Genomic DNA, 17083 nt, shown 5'->3' on the forward strand with positions numbered 1-17083 from the left:
ATTGCCGAGCCGTTGAGCGAATTCATGTCATTTGCGAGAGTGGTCTGAATCCGGTCGATGGGTATTTCAACGGCCTGTTAGCGAGCCATCCGCACCGGTCCGACTAAATTGGTGCACGTAGCCATGAATCGGCATGTACGTACCGTCGGATTGCTGAATCCAGAGGGTGATCGCCTTGCCGATGAGCGCATCCAGTTTGATCTGGGCCCCGCGCGCCGAAACGGTATCCACAATGAACTCGTAGTCACGTCCGAGTCTAGACGATCCCTTGACGTACAGTGGCAGTAGCCAGTCGACGCCGAGCGGCGTGTCTAGCTTCACGAGGCGGTTGTACTGTGCGTCTCCAAGACGCAACGCTTGGTATAACGTGCTGTGGCCCATACTGCATGCCCTTTTGGTTTTCGGATGGGGCGGTGGTTACCTCACGCAAGGATGATCGCGACGTAGCGCGCTTGCGCTCCTTCGAATTTCGCAACAATCGCGATAATTTAATGCCCCGTTTCCTGCCTATATATCAATTTGCCCCGCGACCGCTCGCAGTTATGTCAAACATGACAGAAACCTGACAGTCGCGAGAATATCTCGAATTTCTACTCTAATCCGCCCTCGGATATCGCCCCATTTCTTCGAAATTGGATAATGGGGCGCGGTAGATAATCAAATCGTGATGATCATAGCGGGTTTACTGCCGACGGCACTTAAAAAGTGTTAAATCCTTGTGCGCGGCCGCTCATAGGCGGGTGTTGGCTGCGTCAGCGGTGAACGGCCGCAGAACCACTTCGTGCGAGCAAGCGCATTGAGGTGCTAGATACGACAGCCGAAGATGGGAGCAGCAAGTTGGCGTCGCTAAGAGGGGCGCTTTTGATTTCCGTACTTTTTTCCGGTTAGCCCCCTTCAAGCTTGGCAAGCCGTTTCCTGAGGGGTGATCGTCCTTATCGTGCGGGAAATGGCGGTTAGGTCTGAAAATACCCAAAAAATCAAGGGCTTGCGATTGAGCAGGCCGCGTGAAATCTCAATGGCGGCCAAGCTTTGCTGCAGGCGGGGCGTCACCCTGAACCCGCCACATTTCGCATGAAAAGTACGCATACCGGGCGGCCTGTCGCTCAAGAGTCAGCGGTACGCGGTGTGTGCGCTGCGCGGGCGTTCGAGTGGCTGGTGCACCGGCTGCTATTCGGTGCGCGGCTCGCGCGGGCTGGTGCGATGGGCCGTCGCACAGCCGCAGGAGAAGCTTGCGGAGCTGACCGAGGCCAAACGCCGGCCGCTGGCGCGGCTCTCGCCGCATGCGGTCCGGCACACGTTCGGCACTCTGTCGGTCGCTAGATCGACGTCTTACAGCAGCTGCTCGGCCACGCGTCACTGCAGACCACGTCAGTGTACGTGACGGCCGAACAGAAGCGGCGCCGGCGCGAGCGCGCGAAGTACCATACGCGGCTCGCGGAAGAAAACTGAGGCCTCGGCGTCGGCGCAGAACCCACAAGTGGAATTTGCGTAGTTGGGTTGCTACAGTGCCACGCATCGCCGCCCCACCGGCCCGTCGAATCAAGTATCAGTGTCCTCAGGAGGATCAGTGAGCCTGCAATTTTCAAACGATGGTCCAGCGTTCCCATACACGCTCGTTGATGCCATGCTCGCGGGCGATGTTGTGTTCTTGTGCGGTGCCGGCGTTAGCGCACCGCAACTGCCGATGTTCGGTGCGCTTGTAGAAAAGGTCTATCCGCGCGTGGGGCTGGAACCCACCCCAGCCGAGCTCGCCACGATTGAGGCCAGACGGTACGAAGAGGTGCTTGGGGCAATTTCGCGACGACTGGCAAACCCGTCGCGTCTTTATGAGGCCGTGACGGATCTACTCACGTTGCCAGTCGCCGATACGGCACATCACAAAACGCTCCTGCGGCTCTCGCGCGACCGTGATAATCGGGTGGTGCTCGTCACGACGAACTTCGAAGGCTTATTCGAGCGCGCGCTCGACGAGCTTGAAGGGCAGGGTAGCGGCCAGCGAGCAAGCCTTGCCGGCCAGGCCTTGCCACCTCCTGGCACGCAAGCCTGTCACGGCGTTATCCATTTGCACGGCCGAATTGCTGATACTTCTTGCGGACTCGAGGTGACCCCGATCGTGCTCACCAGTGCCGAGTACGGCGACGCATACATGCGCTCGGGTTGGGCCTCGCGCTTTCTCTTCGATCTGGTTCGTTGCAAAACGCTTGTTCTTGTGGGGTATAGCGCGAGCGATGCGCCCGTACGCTACTTCTTGAATCTGCTTGAAGGCGATCGCGATCGGTTTACAGATCTTCAGACGGTGTATGCGTTGGACGCCTACAAGACTGACCCATCCGAAACTACGGCGAAATGGGAGACGATTGCGGTCACGCCGTTGGGGTTTCGGGCGGGAAACGGCGACGATCCTTATGCAGCACTTTGGCGCGACCTAGGTCGATTGGCCGACCTCGTTGAACAGCCAGCGACGGCGCGTCGAGCGCGTTGCATGGCTCTTTTGCAAAAGGCATTTGCGGACACCAGCGAGAGCGAGCGTGACGAAGTTGAATGGTTGATGCGGGGCAAGGGCGATCTATGGCCGCCGGCCACGGGATGGATTTCGGACCCTGCATGGTTCGCTCATTTCGACGCAGCCCGACTCTGGCCAGACGCGAATGGCATGCACATTGTGGCGAATTGGTGCTGTCAGAAGCCGGTCGACCGCAGTCGGCTCGAGACGGCAATTGGCTGGCATAGCCGCTATGGCCAACCTTTTGCCCACGAACTGGAGCAACGGCTCGTGCTGAGCATCGAAAAGATGCCGCGGCCGTGGGCGCAGGCCTGGAGGGCGCTCATTCGGACCGTGCCCACTTGTGTCGACGTCGTGATGTATCACTATCGACTCGCACAAGCACTACAGAGTCCACTCGTCGACGACTATGATTTACGGCGAGCCATCGAGGCGATTACGCCGCGCATTCAACTGCGCGCCCGCAATTGGTTCGACGGCGTTGAGGGCGCGTTGGCGGACGCGAAGTCCGTGCGCGATATCGTCGCCGTATCGCTGACCCTTGACGATCACGGTGACAGCAGCCAACTTTGTACCGCACTCGGTGAAGTGCTGAATCGCGATCGCAGGCTCGCACGACTATGCACCGAGGCGTTGATAACCGTGGGCACCGCTTCCCAAGAGATCGGACTCGTCACCGAGGACTGGGATTCACTAGACTATGGAGTGCCCAGTGTTGAAGACCACGACCAGAACGAGTACCACGACGGCGCAGTTCATCTGTGCGTCGTGCTAACTGGGCTCTTTTCGAGATTGGCGCTGGTAGATCGGGAGTACGCGCGAGCGCTCGCTCGAGCATGGACTGAAATCCCAGGAGTATTGGGCCAGCGATTGTGGGTTCATGCGCTGCGCGACGCTCGACTGTTCTCGGACGATGAGGCAGCTGAGGGTGTGCTTGAAGTCCCGCGCATTGCATTCTGGTCGATGCGGCGTGAGCTCGTGCTTACCATGCAGGCGCGGCTAAGGGGGGTGTCGCGTTCGCTCGTCGAGAAGATTGTGAAGCGCATCTTGGATGAGTCGCCGCTGCTCTATTCAGAATACGCGCCAGAAGAGGGAGTTGATTGGCGCGAGCAGGCGCGAGATCACCGCGTCTGGCTCTTACTGACGGCGATCCGCCAAGCTGGTGCTCTGACAAAGGGTGGCCAAGACGTGCTGTCTGCTATCCACATGAGACACGCTTTTCTCGATCGTGACTATGAGGACGCCGACTTATTCGAAAGCTATTCGTCCGGGGTCCTTTCGGTACAGGGGGATGCGACGCCCCTACTCGAAGCTGACGCGGAGCAACGACTCGATATTGCGCGCACGCAGCGCAGCGCTCCCGACTTTACGAGCCGGCTGAGTTGGTCCGCGTACTGTTCGGCGCAGCCAACGGCGGCTTTTCAGGCCCTGGTCGATGCCGAGCTCGACCAAAAGAACGCCGGCCTCTGGCTAGACCTACTGCAAGCGCTGGCGAGCGCGACTGTCGTTGTGAGCGACAGGAACGAGACCGCCGACGCTCTGGTTCCTCGCGTTTTTGCGCGCCTCGCGGATGCCACCGAAGATTGGCTCGCCGAGCAATTGTCACCGCTTAGCTATCTGCTGCGCCGATACGCGGACCACCAGGGCGACTACGATGCGGTTGGCGTGTGGTGGGATCGACTGTGGAAGCTGGCTGAGCTGCACGAACCCCCGGTTTCTGAAGACGTCTCGGAGCGGTTTTACGACCGGGTCATTAACCGACCATCAGGACGGCTGGTCGAATGGCTGTTGACTTCGATGGATCAGCGGATGGGGAAAGCGGGTGTCATCGAACGCGACCGTCAGCGTGTCCGAGACGTTATCGCATCCGACACGGCCGCAGGTTGGCTCGGCCGCGGCGTGTGCGCGCGCAACGCAGGCTTCGTCCTACGCGTCGATTTTGCGTTGGCGTGCGGACCGTTTCGAACGCGATTATGTAACGACGAACTCGAGGGCGCGAGCTTGCGAGCAACCCTGCTTGGTGGCGTACAACTCGATGAGATTGGGACGCGAGTGTATAAGCGAGCGCTCTTTCGCGCTATCTGCGAGACGTCGAAAGCTGACTCCGGCGGACCGTTGTTTGCGTCGAAGATCCTTTATCCCCTTGTCAATTGGCGAACACGACCAAGAGCAGGCCGCCCGCCGCTGAGCGCCTTTGAGGTCAGGCGCCTCCTCACGCGTGCGCCGCATGCCGTGCTCGCCGGCGTCGCAAATGTTCTCAAGCTCTGGGTAGGCCAACTTCCTGGAGGGCGAGCGTATGCCTGGACCACCTTTATCGGCCCCGTATTAGAATCGATATGGCCCAATGACGTACGCTTCAAACGCGCTTCCGTGGCCAAAGAGCTTGCAGAGCTATGCGTCAGCGCCGGGACGTCATTTGAACAGGCGTTTGATGCCGTTCGTCATTTTCTGACGCCTCTTGAAGGCGACGTAAATAGCGTCTCCTTTCTGCATCAATCGGAAGCCGTGACATCGTTCCCGGCTTCCTGTCTCGAACTCATGTGGCTCCTATGTGGCCCGGGTGCGTCGGGGCGACCTCGCGGTTTGTCCGAAGTCCTTATCCAGATCGGGCATGCGGAACCGGGGCTGACGGTGGATCGGCGATTCCAGTGGCTCGAACAAAACCGCGTGGTCAGGTACGAGTGACTGGAGTCCGAGCGGTAACGTCGGTTCGCTGACTGCGGATGTATCGGATGGAAGTCGGGCACAACGTTGAGCATCGAGTCCAGCGGCTTGCGACGCACTGGGTGCGACCGCGCGCCGGAGTTCGATGCGCCCGCCGCGCAGCTGCTACGCCTGAAACCCGGCAGCCTGCGGCGCAATGCGCACGCCGGGGCAGGGCAGGCCGTGCGGACGCTCGAGGCGTTTCGTGACGCTGTGGATCGGACGCGGTCTACAACGAGCGCGAGCTCGTCGCGCTGTACGTCGAGACCTATCCGCCGGCATCGTCGCCCGCGCTCGATCGCAAAGTCGCGCGCAATCGGCGCCTGCGCGAGCGGCAGGACGCCGCACTGGCGCGCATGGTGGCCAGGCTCGTCGAGGCGCCGCAGCCGGAGCACATGCTCGACGATTGGTTCGACGCCAAGCTCGTCGCGCGGCTTGCGGCCGCCAGCGCGACCACGTTCGCCGAGCTGCTTGCGCTGATCCGCGCGCGGCGCCTTCGCTGGTTCCGTGCGGCGCAGCGCCTCGCCGGCTATACGCCACGCGCGGCACGCCGGGTCGTCACGCGCACGCTCGAGCGCCTGATCGACCAACTGCCGGACCTCTGGCACGTGTCGCTGCAGTCCACCGCGATCTATGTGACCGCGGAACAGAAACGGGCGCGACCGGAATGCGCGAGGTATCACACTCGCACCGCTGGTGCGGCAGGCGGATCGATAGCGACTGGACCCATGGTCGAGCGTAGTCGGGGTACACGATCGCATGCACGGTCGTAGGTTGCATGACGATCGTCGCATTGCTACGGTTGAGGATCGCAAGCTTCGAACTGGGTTTGCCCGAAAAGAGGAAATGATATGAATCAACTAGCACGGTCGTCGTGGCGCTCCAAGACATTGAGAATTGGCGGCCGTCTGATCGAATACGACGAAGCGCGGGTAGGCCCCGATTTCGCCGAGCGGATCGAAAGACTGGATTACGCCGTGAGAAGGTTCACAGGTGCGATCAGCGACGAGGTGTCACGCGATAACGTGATCGGGGCTGCGCGAGCGGTGATGGTCGAGTTTGACTTGACGACTGATTATGTGAAGGAATCGACGCGTTACTCAGCACCGGCAAAGGCAGCGCCGCTCCGTGTGGCGATGGAAATCGCACGGGCGCTCATGGACTGCTTTGCTGGGACACTGGAGCCTAAAGACGGGAATCGGCTTGGCGACGAGCTAAACCAGAAGACTCTCCACTTTTACGATGCGGTGGCCGATCACCGCCGCACGGACAGTGCGCTCTGGGACCTCAGGTTCTATGACTGGGCACGCCTGAGGGATCTGACCTGGGTAGATCCGCACGCGTATCGTGGAGATGAACGCGAGTCGATTTTTTCAGCGAGTGAACTTGCAGATTTCTTCTCGGAGTATGAGGCTCGGATCTTGCGACGCATGCTCGAATCCGAGCGGCGCCCGCGTTATGACGGGCAGATGCTGATGAGCCTGTCCGATCCGCTTGCCAACGCCGAGCTCTATGACTTGATCCAGGCATGGAGACTGAGGCCGAGCGAGATCAGGTCGATCGACGAGAATGTTGCCGGTGGCGCGCCGAGCTGAGCATCTACGTCAACGGCATCAAACCGACGCGCCGTCGTGTTGGTTACATGCTGTTCGGCGAGTGCGATTTCCTGAGATGTATGCTGCGGCCGATAATTGTCGAACCTACTTTCGCCTTGGAGCTTCATGCGGACGAAATCGCCGCTTGCCCGTGGGATTGCCTTGACTATCAACGAACTGATAATTTTCGTTGACAAATTCAAGATCAGAGGGGTATGGGGGCGCTAGAAGGCGCCCTTTGAGATAGGTACCTGTTTCGTTGACGAAGCCGATAGGCTGCCCATTTTTTGTCCGGCGAACCACGGCGACTTGAGGGACGCCACCGGAGAACGTATCCCTACCGCTCCAGATCGAGTCGCAGAAAGCGGAAAAGAAATGGCGGGTGTAGTGAAGGTCTGGCGTCGCTTTTGACCACTTTTCCTGCCAATATTTAACGGATGCACGTCCCGTTCCACTGAGTTCGACGACCATGCTCGGCTTCGTATGTTCAACCGGGAAATATGTGGCTTGCACTTTTCCGTCCGACTCGGTCCACGATAGCGAAAAGAGATGGAACGTGCTCTTCTTCATCCCGACGCCAGTCCTAGCTGCATAGAGAAGCGTGGTGTCGAGACAAGTCCAATTCAGCTCCGCGCGGCGAGCTTCGAGTAACGTCGTGAGCCTAACCAAGCGAGCATGGGGATCGAATTCGCTCCCCGGAATAAGCGACTCTGTAATGAAGCTCGATGCAACGGGCTGTGCAAGGTCAACCTCACCAACGTATCCAAGGATTTCGGGCCGATGCGCCGAGGCGTACAACTTGGTGCAGTCGTCTTCGGGCGGGCGGTCTGGAAACGAGATGCGACTGTCGGACGCCATTGTAATGCCCGAAATCTGTGGGCCTTCCTTTTTCATATCGGCCGCAAGCCATGCAATTAGGGAGGTCATGACGATGTATTCATGATTTTATCGGTTCAATGTATCATCATAATCTGAACCCCCGGCGGCCCCGCCAACCGTTTTTTTTCGAAGAGAGCTGTTCACGGGGCCGTGGCGCGATACGACCAACTCCACTTCCAAAGCGGAGTCGCCGGGTACCCAAAGACTTGACATAATTAACATTATCGATAATTTCAGTTGTGGCGGCTAAGTTGTAATGTCCGCTTCTGGCTAAGTTCAAATGTCCGTTTTTCGACCCATCGTAAGCTGATCGGCCGCTGGGAATCCAGCGCTGGAGGCTTCGATGGCAGCGACGGAACGGATCACGATGACGATGCGCGAGCTGGACAGGTTCAAGGTCATTCAGGACGTCGCGGACGGCAAGCTTCAGCCGTGGCGCGCGGCCGAGCGACTCGGGCTGACGACGCGGCAGATCCGGCGACTGGTCGGCCGATTGCGTGATCACGGGCCGCAAGGTCTCGTGTCGCAACGGCGCGCGAAGCCCAGCAACAACCGATTGGATAGCATGACGGCTGATCGGGTGCTGTCAATCATCCGGGATCGCTACGCGGACTTCGGTCCGACGCTGGCCTGCGAGAAGCTGTACGAATGCCACAACATTCGGCTGGCCAAGGAAACGGTCCGCAAGCTGATGACCGACGCTGGCCTCTGGGTGCCGCGCCGGCAACGCCCGCCCAAGGTCTACCAGCCGCGAGCGCGTCGGGCATGCCTGGGTGAACTGATCCAGATCGACGGCAGTGACCATCGATGGTTCGAGGATCGGGCGCCGGCCTGCACGTTGCTGGTGTACGTCGACGATGCGACGAGTCGGCTGATGATGCTGCACTTCACGCAGACCGAATCGACGTTCAGCTACTTCGAGGCGACGCGAATGTATATCGAGTGCCACGGCAAGCCGGGGGCGTTCTATAGCGACAAGTACAGCGTGTTCCGCAACGTAACGCCAGGCAAGACTGGTAATCGGGTAACGCACTTCGGCCGCGCGATGTACGAGCTGAACATCGACACGTTCTGCGCGAACAGCAGTCCGGCCAAGGGGCGAGTCGAGCGAGCACATCTGACGTTGCAGGATCGCTTGGTCAAGGAGCTACGACTGCGCGGGATCAACACAGTGCCGATGCCAACGCTTACGCGCCCTCCTTCATCGCCGCTTACAACACACGTTTTGCGAAGCCGCCGAAGAGCGATTTCAATGCGCACCGGCCGCTGCGGGCCGATGAGAGTCTTGACTTGGTGCTGACGTGGCGCGAGCCGCGGAAAGTGACGAAGTCGCTCACGGTGCAGTACGACCGCGTGATGTATTTGCTGGACGATACGCCGGAGAATCGGCAACTGATTGATCGAACGATCGAGGTTTGGGAGTACCCGGATGGGCGCATCGAACTCCGAACGGAGGGTCGTGTGTTGCCCTGCAGGCAGTACGACCGGCTGGCCGAAATCGATCAAGGTGCCATCGTCGAACACAAGCGTCTGAGTCACGTACTACAGATCGCGCAAGCGCTTCAGGCGCAACGCGATAACAGCCGAATCGGTAAGGCACCGTCTCGAACGCATCGAGGCGATTCGACTAAGACGAATCGCAACACCACTCAGCCGAACCAAAAGAAGCAGCGTGAGTTCACGCAGACCGATGTCGAGAAAGTGATCGTGGATCTCGCCGAACGCAGACAGGTCCAACAGCCCGCGCGCAAACCTGGCCGTCGGTCTGCGAGGGGCAGTGACGCAAGCGTAAGCACCCTGCCCGTTCAGGATCAGCTCTTCGACACTGCGTGATCTATAACCCAAGACAAACAAGCATCAAGCCCGTAAACCCGGACATTTCAACTTAGCCGAGAGGCGGACATTTGAGAATGGCTTTGACATTGATTGTAGTAGCTTTTTAGAAATGTCGTGTTCTAGCCATTTAGAGACGGTTTCATAAAGGCTGTTCGGCGCGCCGGAGGGTATTCCAGCAAATCAGGCAGCAACCGAGTTTGAGGAACGCCCCGTGAATGTCGGCGCGACGCTCGAAACGAATCCGGAGGCGACGGAAGTGATGCAACCAGGCATGTGTGCGTTCGACGACCCAGCGATATTTGCCCAGGCCGCTGCCATGTTCGGTACGGCGCTTGGCGATCACCGGCTCGATACCGCGATTGCGCAATGCTCGTCGATGTCGCTCGGAGTCGTAACCGCGATCGGCGTAGACAACGCGCGGTCTCTGCAGCGGGTGGCCGCGCAATCCGCGAATCGGCGGAATCGCGTCGATCAGCGGCAGCAGTTGCGTGACGTCGTGGACGTTCGCGCCGGTCAGGATCGCGGCAAGCGGGGTGCCGTTAGCGTCGGTGACGATGTGGTGCATGGAACCGGGTCGCGCACGATCGGTAGGGTTTGGCCCAGTTTTTGGCCCGCCCCAACGGCGCGAATCGATGATGAATCGACAGCGGCTCGCGAGAAGTCGATCTGGTCTGCTGCTCGCAGCTTCGCCAGCAGCAGTTCGTGCAAGCGGTCCCACACGCCTGCAGCCTGCCAATCGCGTAGCCGTCGCCAACACGTCACGCCCGAGCCGCATCCCATCTCGGCGGGCAGGTCGCGCCAGCGAAGTCCGGTCTTGAGAGCGAACAAGATACCGGTCAGCGCGGCGCGATTCGAAACAGGCAGGCGGCCCGGATTCTTCTCGCGCCGCGGCTTGGCTGGCGGCAGTAACGGCTCGATCAGTGTCCACAATTCATCGTCGATGATCGGCTTGCCCATCTCCTCGGCCTCGGTTGTTCCGATGCCTGAGGTTAACAGCTCGCCGCACAAGTTAACAGCCCCAAACAGCCTTTTTGAAACCGTCTCTTAGAAATGTCGCGTTTGGACCTCGGTAAGCTTGCCGGCTCGTCGAGCATGCCGTGAACGCTGCAATTACGTTCACCGTCACATCGCGGACAATGTGCCTTGAGCATCTCCATCCTGCTTTCCCCGTTCTCCTAGATGGGATCGTTGGGCAGCCACATGAGCGCCCCATCGCGTTCGTTGCCGGCGATGGTCGAGCTGTGGCCTTGCTCGTCCACCGCAACGCAGCCAGGTTGCCAGTGTTCGTGGTTGCGCAACTCATTCACCCAACCCTGCACCTCCCCTTGAAACAGCACCACCACGCCTCCCTTGCCGACGTAGTTGCATTGTTCACGCCAACGGCGCGCTTCATCGAGATAGATCACCGAAGTTTTCGATTTCAAAGCTTGCCAGCACGCTTTAGCGCTTCGACAGCTTCAACGCAGTCAGGGTCGCCGCATTCGGCCATGCAGGCTAGGCAGTCGCCACCGCAGTTCACGCTCAGCGGATCTGCAGGTTGGTCAAGCGAGCGCCCACATGTCCGGCAAGGGTGACCCGGCAAGCACTCGCGCTGCTGCCAATCTGTCCGCTCTACCCCGTACACCCGCTCGCCCTCATCGAACACTTCGCCGAGTGTGGCATACCAGTGCTCCGAAGTCGGAAGGGCATGTTCGATGGATTCGTATCGCATCAGAAAAAAGCTTCCATCGTTCAGCGGTTCAACTCCTACCGCCCACGTCGTTCCGGGCTCTCCTCCACGACCATCGAGAGACTTTCGCGTCACCGCCCACAACGGCATGCCTATGCTCCCAGTTTTCGGCGGTCAATCACCACAGCCAGTTGTCTAATAGTCGGCAATCATGCCGTGCCCGCGCGACGACCAGAACACCGCCCATCGGGCTGCGGACGCAATGATATGCGCCTTGCATGCCGGGCTGCCCTCGACGGTGCTGTAATCCTGATTGTCTGCAGGATAAGCGCGCATGTTTAGGACATGTCTCACGCCATGAGTTGCCGCAAAGGCACCGGCGCAGTTCATCAGCCGACGGCCATAATCTGCGAGTTGGTCCGGGAGATGGTTGAGCCAAGCTTCGTGGAGCAATTGCTCGCCCAGCACATCCTCACAATCACGAAAGAACTGTGCACGGAAACTCCATCGCTCCCATTGGCCGCCGAGCGGAGCGTTGCTATAGAAAGGCAGGCCGTCGCTATCAGGCAGCAGCGCCATCACCCAGTAGCCATTGAACGACCGGACCCATTCCTCGACCGTCGGAGGCTTGTTTGGTGCATCTTCGTACTTCGAGCGTATCCAGTTATCGGCCTCGTGGTCGTAGCCACAGCGCGGCGGATTCAAGGTCTCATAGGGAGAGATCTGGAGCTCGAAAAAGCGACGTCGAACATCTTCCCCTTCGGTCTTGTCGACCGGTGAGAAGGCAAACGGCACGGGCTGCATCCAGTCCTTGGCCGTTCCGAGTTGGCCAAGACGACTGTAATACTCTACTTCCGCCCCAGGCTTGGATTTTCCGAGCGGGTTCCAGTCAAGTCCCATTCAATTTTCCTAACGTATCGTTCCGTTCTAGCAGTAACTGCACCAATACCATTTGCTAGTGCTGCACGGCACCGGACGGCCGTAATGCGGGCAGCGCTTCGTCATCGCTGGGTTGCTACGCAACGACGTTTCCATCCGCACCATACAATTCGCAGTCGTCGCCCTGCACCCGCGCACCGAGCTTCTGGGCGATCTCCCACATTTTGGCGAGTATTTCGGCATCGGGATTCTTGACGACAACGTCACCTCTGCCGAAATCAAACCACGCCATGTTCCCGTTGGCTGCATGGCCCGAATACGCCACCCATACGGCCAGCCCTTCGCTTTCCACGCGAAGGACTGCTCCGCTGCCGACCTTGGCTTCGGCGTATCCGTCGAGGCGCATTTCTTCGTCCGATGCTACAAGATCCCGCCACTCGTCAATGTCGATCTGCGGTTCGTCGTCGAACCAATTCGCTTTACGCGTGATGTGAACGTCGTATCCCATGAGCTCGTTTTCCTATGGCCTTCCGATTAGATACAGCGAACCTGTCAGCGCGAGGACGATCGCGACAGCTAGGCCCCCACAACTTCCGACCAGAATCTCGTTGGCGTTTCTTCCCGCGAAAGAACCTGCCCGGCTTTCGTACGAATGCGGCCGCCGCGATACGTTGCGACACCGTACCAGGCAGCGAGTAGCACAAGCGGCAGAGCCGCGTCGTGAAATAAAAACCCGATAAGCGCCTGCCTTTTCATCGCGTGCAATCTCATCCCCGAATGCATCTGGCGATCGCCATCAACATCGACAGTACCGCGAAAAAGAGACAAGCCTTCCAGTTCCCAATGATTCGCGGCAACTTCGCGCGTTCATCCGCCGTCATGCCTCGTGCTCGGACGCCAAAGTAGATGAACGCGGCAGCCATTATCACCGGCACGACAACGTCATACACCGGACCGAAGACTTGGCTTCCGTATGTCTGTGACATCTGCTTTTTTCCTGTCGCCGACCCTCGCCGACGTTTTCCGCTGCGTTTATTCCTGACCGCCGTTTATGCGATATATCGTGTTGTCGACGTCTGCTTGCGCTCGCTTCAGGTGCGTACACAGTCCTTGCGGCTCTCCAGAGTCGCCACATTTGCTCGCGGCGATCGCCATCTGAATCTCTTCGTTCGCGGCACGAGCGGCCGCCAACTGCGACTCTTTTGCGTCGTCGGACGCTTGATGCTGGTTGCAACCATATGCAAGCACTGAAATAAGCGCAACGATGTATGCGGCGGTTCTCATTGGTCTTGGTTTCCGATGGCGGCGGCGTTGAAGCTGGCTGGAAGCAGATGATGATCGCGTTCGTCCTGCTGGAACAGGTATTTGCAGTTCATGTGCCTGGCCAGGCCATCGAGATCTGGGAAGAGCGTGGCAGGCGTCACACCCGCTTTAGCAAGATCCAAGCGCATGCGGGCGAAGGCTTCGGCCGGAATCGTCACGTACTGCAAACGCTGCCAGTAGTCGTCCTCACACTCCAGCGGCTGAAATCTCAGCGTGTCGTTGTCGCCTGGATAGCTTCTATGCAGGGTGAAGTAGCCTTCCTGCGCAGTGATTCTCGGCGAAACATGGCTCGGGTAGACCACCCCCGTGCGGCTAACACGGAACGGTTGCGCGCTATTAGGGGACAGTACTGTGACCGGTGGGTCATAGGTCAACATCCAGACCGCGCCGTGGCCACCCGGCTCGGCGGGCGCTTGTACCGCGAACCATAGCGCAGCCAAGGCGCTGCCAGACCAGTCAAGCAGACGTGTCGCCATGCCATGGTGTTGCGCAATCGCCAGCCACTCCAGATCGCTCAGCTCTGCGTGGGGAAAATTCAGATACGGCAGTGCACGTCGTTTGAAGTCACTGAGCATCGATTGCTCGATGCCTGGCGTAAGGTCAAAAACCTGTGGCCGTGCGATGCCCGGTATCAACGTATGCTCCGCGGTGCGATGCCCGCGAAACAGTACCTGCGGATCCTCTGGCCAGAGCGGGTCATCAACTCGATTTGTGACTTCATGCAGGAACTCCGCGAGGGTGCATACGTCGCGCAGATGCTGCGTGTGGCGATAAGACCTCTTCTTCGGCTCCCCGGAGACGGTTTCGGCCAAAGATGACTCGGTCAGGCCATGATCGGCCGTATTCTCTTCCTTCTTCATCGCTTCCAGTTTTCCTTGGTGTGTGACTAAATCCGATCGAGGTCGTCGCGAGCCAGTTTGATCGCCTCCAGCCCATCGTCGGCGGCCGCAGTAGCCCGGGCATCACTGGCCAACGACGGTTTCAGCCCGATCAGCAAGCCATTCAACCGCCCCACGAGACGGTTCACAACGACTACCGCTTTGTCACGCTTGCTTCGTTCTCGGCGTGCATCGACAACACCGTAGACCCCTACGAGAATGCCTGCGATACCAATTCCCCACCCAATAAGGTCCATGTTGTTTTTCTCTCTTAATCGCTCTCATAATGGTCAGCCATACGTGCGGCATCCAGATGCCACTTCTTTACCAGCGCGGCCGCTGCTGGCTGCGCAGTGAGGACTTGCTCAGCCTCGGGGAAGAGTGCGACGTAGTGATGCACGAAGAAACTCATCAGCACGCATGCAGTACTCACGGACGTCGCGGCCATGGTGGCTTGCTGGGCGAGCTCGAACGCGTCCCGGACCTGCAGGATGCTCAGCCAGCTCGCATGCGAGTAGCCACACAGATAGCTATAGAGTTCGCGGATGTGAACGGGATGAAAACCCGCCTCGACACCGATCGCAGTCCATCCGCGCCCCGCGCGCCAGTCCCCCTTCAGCAAGGCTTTGCGCTCCTTCTCGGGTTGCTGTGCCCACCCGCCATGAGCCTGCATAGCGGCGCGCAGCCTGTCGACGACCGCCCTTTCATCCACTAACTTCTGCTTATTCTCTGCTTTCCGCGCACTCGCCCGCCACTCCTGTCGGTCCAGTAGGCCCGCGCAATGCCACGTCATATGGCGAAATTCTCGGAGGTCGGCATCGCTACAGCCAAACACGTGAGCAAACGTAAGATAGGTCTCCAAGGCGGCCCGCGCCAGAATCAGCACCGAACCGTGGTCAATGTGTACGGCCGAACCCTGCGGCATCACGACCTCGACTGGCTGCACCAGTACGTGTAGCGACGCGAGGTGGTAGTAGAACTTGCGCGCCAACACCTGCGCATCGTTCATCCACAACAGCCCGACCGGGATCATCTTGTCCGCCTGAGATTCGATCAGCTGCACAGTCAAGTGCAGCAATTTCATGGAGTCGCTGGTTCCCGCCTCGGTGACCGACCCGTTACCTGCTGTCACTATGCGAGGGGCAGTGAATGGATTCATGTCGCTCGTGCTCTCGATTTTCCCGTGCCGGCTGAGCCGGCGTTTTCCTATTCTTTCGGCTGATCGTTGAGCGCTCGCGCGAGCGATTCAAGCTGTGTCGCGAGCACATCATCACTGTGCAGCTCGTCACTCGCTTTGGCATTCTCCTACGCCACCAGGAAGGAACGGTATCCAACCAGATGCGCCACCGCCTGGTGAAGCCTGACCGCCAATGGCTCGACAATTGACCAAACGGGAAATTGCTTCATCCCGGTTTGGATATATCGGAGGCCATGTCCGACATTCAAGCCAACAAGCATTTGCATTGCGCTTCTATCGTCCGGTGTCTCGTTGAAGATATCGAGCAGGCCCTCTTCCTTCGCTTTGCGATAGCAGGCATGCAAGTCATGCCCGTACTTTGCAGATCTCAACACACGGACCGTCACTCCTGTGTGTCGAAGGTAAGCCTTCAGCGTGAGTTCGATGCCGTGGTACACGAGGAAGTAGGCTGTCACTGGCGAAATTTGCTCCCCTGCGTGCTTCTCCGCATGATCGCTATCGACGAGCCGCGCCGCGGCGATGTATTCATAAGCGTACCGCGCCAACCCGACTGCTGTCGTGCGCTCGTCTTCGTCTTTCGTCATGTCAGAGGTCCCATCTCGTTTTCCTATAGAAGCATCGAAGAACCGTTACCCTCCCGCCTTCACCCATAGTAGTAGTTGCTCAAAAGTGAACGAGCAACTACGCCCTGCCAAGAACGTTTTCGCGTAGCGCGTGAATGCCGGCCCGTTCGCATCTGCCTTTGTTCGCTGCTTAAGCACCTTACGGGCAGCTCTCATCTGCGAGCGATTTTGTATTCCTCCCCCCCAAATGAGTTGGGTGAGAACAGTCTCTACGCGCTTGAGCCGCGCGTCACCGATACAGCCACGCTTGAGATATTTCCCAAAACTCACTGCTAGGAAACGCTCGGCGTGATACGGGTGGCAGGATGGAACACAGGCGAGCGCGGCATCCAGATTCCCAGTTCGAAATAAGGTTTGGTAGAAGGCGGACATCTCCTGCCGCAAGGTCCCCGCTGTCACTTGGTCTTGCGGGCCAATCAAGAAGTAAAAGGGCGTAGGCCGGTGAATCTTGAGCGGCGTAATCGCGTACAAACCGTAGCATGCAGCCATCACAACGCCCAGATTGCATTTGCTTGCTAGGTTGATCCGCCTGAGTAGCGGTTCGATCGCCTCCCAACTGACCGTGTCTCGCGAGTCGCCGATCTGCAGACCTTCATCGGCATCACCATGGCATTCGAAATGGATGATGGGCTTGCAACCAAGCCGGGCGTATTCCGCTATCTCCCCAAGAGCCTGTAGCAACTCTCCGCTACTTGCAACTCTCCGATACTCGACGGCCGCGGAGGTGGCCTCGTTGTATCCGAGGTCAAGCAGATCCTCGTAGAGTTGGCGGCCCGTTTGCAATTCGCCAAATGTCAGCCCATCGATGATGAAGACGTGACTGTTGAGAAAATTCGATGTGAATCGAAAGTCGGTGATCATCAGAGATGGGCCTCGTAGCCTATGGTTTTCGGATTAAATCACGGCATTTCAGTTGAGGAGAGCCTATCCAGTCTTTTGTGTGTGAGGCATAAACTGACGGCCAAGGAGCCACTTTTATGCCACGCAAACGCAAGGA

General features: G+C 58.8%; 14 protein-coding genes and 1 pseudogene. 4 read left to right on the forward strand and 11 right to left on the reverse strand.

The window, feature by feature from the left end:
• Positions 1-66: 66 nt before the first annotated feature.
• A complete protein-coding gene (locus tag BTE28158_RS31795) occupies positions 67-381 on the reverse strand; it encodes a contractile injection system protein, VgrG/Pvc8 family (protein WP_151050871.1) in 315 nt (104 codons plus the stop codon).
• 1186 nt (positions 382-1567) lie between these two features.
• Between BTE28158_RS31795 and BTE28158_RS31800 the strand changes: the two genes are divergently transcribed.
• The 3 genes from BTE28158_RS31800 to BTE28158_RS31810 all read left to right on the forward strand — a co-directional run bounded on the left by BTE28158_RS31800 (position 1568) and on the right by BTE28158_RS31810 (position 6801).
• Positions 1568-5188 carry an SIR2 family protein gene (locus tag BTE28158_RS31800; protein WP_151050869.1) on the forward strand — a complete coding sequence of 1207 codons (3621 nt, stop codon included), beginning with the start codon at positions 1568-1570 and terminating at the stop codon, positions 5186-5188.
• 377 nt (positions 5189-5565) lie between these two features.
• Positions 5566-5979, forward strand: coding sequence for a phage integrase family protein (locus tag BTE28158_RS33030; RefSeq protein WP_338084189.1), 414 nt, complete (start codon positions 5566-5568; stop codon positions 5977-5979).
• A 78-nt stretch (positions 5980-6057) separates the two neighbouring features.
• Entirely contained in the window at positions 6058-6801 is a 744-nt protein-coding gene (locus BTE28158_RS31810) for a hypothetical protein (protein WP_151050867.1), read from the forward strand.
• A 105-nt stretch (positions 6802-6906) separates the two neighbouring features.
• On the opposite strand, the gene BTE28158_RS31815 is transcribed toward BTE28158_RS31810, so the two are convergent.
• Positions 6907-7728: a hypothetical protein gene (locus tag BTE28158_RS31815; RefSeq protein WP_151050865.1), complete on the reverse strand. Its 822-nt coding sequence runs from the start codon at positions 7726-7728 to the stop codon at positions 6907-6909.
• A gap of 295 nt (positions 7729-8023) precedes the next feature.
• On the opposite strand from BTE28158_RS31815, the pseudogene BTE28158_RS31820 reads away from it, so the two are divergent.
• Positions 8024-9513, forward strand: a pseudogene (locus tag BTE28158_RS31820) (ISNCY family transposase).
• A gap of 142 nt (positions 9514-9655) precedes the next feature.
• Here the strand turns inward: BTE28158_RS31820 and BTE28158_RS31825 are convergent.
• The 9 genes from BTE28158_RS31825 to BTE28158_RS31865 all read right to left on the reverse strand — a co-directional run bounded on the left by BTE28158_RS31825 (position 9656) and on the right by BTE28158_RS31865 (position 16947).
• A protein-coding gene (locus BTE28158_RS31825; protein WP_151050863.1) for an IS5 family transposase occupies positions 9656-10473 on the reverse strand; the annotation gives its coding sequence in 2 pieces (ribosomal slippage) (positions 9656-10125 and positions 10125-10473; 819 coding nt in all).
• A gap of 218 nt (positions 10474-10691) precedes the next feature.
• Positions 10692-10922, reverse strand: a complete 231-nt coding sequence (locus tag BTE28158_RS31830; protein WP_244108037.1) for a hypothetical protein — start codon at positions 10920-10922, stop codon at positions 10692-10694.
• Between the two features lie 458 nt (positions 10923-11380).
• Positions 11381-12085 carry a hypothetical protein gene (locus BTE28158_RS31835; RefSeq protein ID WP_151050859.1) on the reverse strand — a complete coding sequence of 235 codons (705 nt, stop codon included), beginning with the start codon at positions 12083-12085 and terminating at the stop codon, positions 11381-11383.
• A 115-nt stretch (positions 12086-12200) separates the two neighbouring features.
• Positions 12201-12572, reverse strand: a complete 372-nt coding sequence (locus BTE28158_RS31840) for a hypothetical protein (RefSeq protein WP_151050857.1) — start codon at positions 12570-12572, stop codon at positions 12201-12203.
• Between the two features lie 772 nt (positions 12573-13344).
• A complete protein-coding gene (locus BTE28158_RS31845) occupies positions 13345-14247 on the reverse strand; it encodes an FRG domain-containing protein (RefSeq protein WP_151050851.1) in 903 nt (300 codons plus the stop codon).
• 26 nt (positions 14248-14273) lie between these two features.
• Positions 14274-14522: a hypothetical protein gene (locus BTE28158_RS31850; protein ID WP_151050848.1), complete on the reverse strand. Its 249-nt coding sequence runs from the start codon at positions 14520-14522 to the stop codon at positions 14274-14276.
• Between the two features lie 14 nt (positions 14523-14536).
• Positions 14537-15349, reverse strand: coding sequence for a hypothetical protein (locus BTE28158_RS31855; RefSeq protein WP_151050846.1), 813 nt, complete (start codon positions 15347-15349; stop codon positions 14537-14539).
• Positions 15350-15570: 221 nt separating this feature from the next.
• Positions 15571-16047, reverse strand: a complete 477-nt coding sequence (locus tag BTE28158_RS31860) for a hypothetical protein (protein ID WP_151050844.1) — start codon at positions 16045-16047, stop codon at positions 15571-15573.
• A gap of 45 nt (positions 16048-16092) precedes the next feature.
• The gene (locus BTE28158_RS31865; RefSeq protein WP_151050842.1) at positions 16093-16947 is read right to left on the reverse strand and encodes a hypothetical protein; all 855 of its coding nucleotides are present in this window, start codon (positions 16945-16947) and stop codon (positions 16093-16095) included.
• Positions 16948-17083 lie beyond the last annotated feature (136 nt).

It is taken from the genome of Burkholderia diffusa (assembly GCF_902499115.1).
In the GTDB taxonomy this organism is placed as follows: Bacteria; Pseudomonadota; Gammaproteobacteria; order Burkholderiales; family Burkholderiaceae; genus Burkholderia; species Burkholderia diffusa.

Excerpts from the sequence above, each read along its gene's own strand:
- BTE28158_RS31865 (WP_151050842.1), bottom strand. The coding sequence starts at position 16,947 with ATGATCACCGACTTTCGATTCACATCGAATTTTCTCAACAGTCACGTC.
- BTE28158_RS31860 (WP_151050844.1), bottom strand. The coding sequence starts at position 16,047 with ATGACGAAAGACGAAGACGAGCGCACGACAGCAGTCGGGTTGGCGCGG.
- BTE28158_RS31840 (WP_151050857.1), bottom strand. The coding sequence starts at position 12,572 with ATGGGATACGACGTTCACATCACGCGTAAAGCGAATTGGTTCGACGAC.
- BTE28158_RS31850 (WP_151050848.1), bottom strand. The coding sequence starts at position 14,522 with ATGGACCTTATTGGGTGGGGAATTGGTATCGCAGGCATTCTCGTAGGG.
- BTE28158_RS31855 (WP_151050846.1), bottom strand. The coding sequence starts at position 15,349 with ATGAAATTGCTGCACTTGACTGTGCAGCTGATCGAATCTCAGGCGGAC.
- BTE28158_RS31810 (WP_151050867.1), top strand. The coding sequence starts at position 6,058 with ATGAATCAACTAGCACGGTCGTCGTGGCGCTCCAAGACATTGAGAATT.
- BTE28158_RS31795 (WP_151050871.1), bottom strand. The coding sequence starts at position 381 with ATGGGCCACAGCACGTTATACCAAGCGTTGCGTCTTGGAGACGCACAG.
- BTE28158_RS31845 (WP_151050851.1), bottom strand. The coding sequence starts at position 14,247 with ATGAAGAAGGAAGAGAATACGGCCGATCATGGCCTGACCGAGTCATCT.
- BTE28158_RS31815 (WP_151050865.1), bottom strand. The coding sequence starts at position 7,728 with ATGACCTCCCTAATTGCATGGCTTGCGGCCGATATGAAAAAGGAAGGC.
- BTE28158_RS31835 (WP_151050859.1), bottom strand. The coding sequence starts at position 12,085 with ATGGGACTTGACTGGAACCCGCTCGGAAAATCCAAGCCTGGGGCGGAA.